The organism is Bartonella sp. AP88XZML (assembly GCF_042195565.1).
Lineage (GTDB): Bacteria > Pseudomonadota > Alphaproteobacteria > Rhizobiales > Rhizobiaceae > Bartonella.
Map to the genome: position 1 here is coordinate 1 of NZ_JBHIOQ010000069.1, position 1,553 is coordinate 1,553.

Genomic DNA, 1,553 nt, shown 5'->3' on the forward strand with positions numbered 1-1,553 from the left:
AAGATTCAAAGTATATAAAGATGTGTAAGGGCGTATTGATGTCTATAGCTTTTTATGATTCAATAAAAAAAGTAAGTATTAAAGAAAAAATCTCAAATCAGAAATTAAAGGTGGTCTAAAAGGTGGACCCAAAAAGGTGGACGAGAGGGGACGTTAAGTGAGGGCGATTCATCGGTTATCAGCATCATTCGTAAAGACGTCTCCGCAGGGTAAATATTGTGACGGGGCAGGGTTGTGGTTGAATGTTCGAAAAGACAATACACGCTCTTGGTTTTTTCGCTATACGCACCACAATAAGCGCCGTGAAATGGGACTTGGTCCTGTTACAAAACTCTCTTTAAAAGAAGCGCGTGAGCTTACAAGATATTATAGTGATATTCTTAAAGAAGGCAATGATCCTATTGTCTTTCGAGAACAGACTATTTTAAAACAGCAAAGCAATATTTTTCAAGAAATTGCAAAAGCGGCTTTTGAAAGCAAAAAAGCAGAGTTGAAAAATGAAGGTAAAAACGGCCGCTGGTTTTCTCCACTAGAGTTGCACGTTATTCCACACATAGGCAAATTACCTATAGAAAAATTAACAGCCAATATCATCCGCAATGTTCTCTCACCCCTTTGGCATGAAAAAGCAGACACAGCGCGAAAAGCACTTAACCGTATCAATATTTGTTTGAAATATGCAGCGGCTCTTGGTTTAGATGTTGATCTACAGGCTTGTATGAAGGCACGCGCTCTTTTAGGAAAACCACGTGCGACATCAACAAATATTCCTGCTATGCCATGGCAAGAGGTTCCGGCATTTTATCAAAGCTTGGATGATAAGATCCTTTCAAATTTAGCACTGAAGCTCTTGATTTTGACTGGAGTACGGTCGTATCCATTGCGCTATTTGCGTCTCGAACAAATAGATAAAGATATATGGACGATACCCAAAGAAAATATGAAGGGCATTGTAGGAAAGGTTTCAGATTTTCGAGTACCATTGAGTAATGAAGCTTTAAAAGTGATTGAAAAGTCTCTTCCCTTTGAAAAAAATGGTTTTCTCTTTTCTGGTCTTACAGGCAACCCCATTTCTGATGCCACCATGGCAAAGTATATGACAGTTTGCGGCTTAACCTATCGTCCCCATGGTTTTCGTTCAAGCTTACGGGACTGGATAGCAGAGACAACGTCAACACCATTTGAGATTGCCGAAACTGTCCTTGCACATACAGTTGGGAGTTCAGTGACAAAAGCTTATATGCGAACGGATTTTTTAGAACAGCGACATATTCTCTTGGAACAGTGGGCTTCATTTATAACAGGATAGAATTTTTACAATTACCTTTGCAGTGTTTTTTTAGTTATTTTGACGAGAAATTTGATATGTCCAATTCTGTGAAAATAACAGTTTTAAATGTGTAAAGCTATTATTGATAGTCTCTATGAGACGAGCAAAATTAAGAAACCATTTTCTAAAGAATTTCGCGCGTCTCAGAGTATGTTTAGAGTCGGATATTTGGTTTTTGTGTAAAAATACTTACAAACGCATCCATAATACGTGAAAAATCAAG

1 protein-coding gene is annotated in these 1,553 nt (G+C 38.1%); it reads left to right on the forward strand.

All coding sequences use genetic code 11. The annotated features are described in order from the left end of the window. Nucleotides 1-157 precede the first annotated feature (157 nt). Nucleotides 158-1,309, forward strand: coding sequence for a tyrosine-type recombinase/integrase (locus tag ACFIK2_RS08110; protein ID WP_375677139.1), 1,152 nt, complete (start codon nt 158-160; stop codon nt 1,307-1,309). Nucleotides 1,310-1,553: the final 244 nt, after the last annotated feature.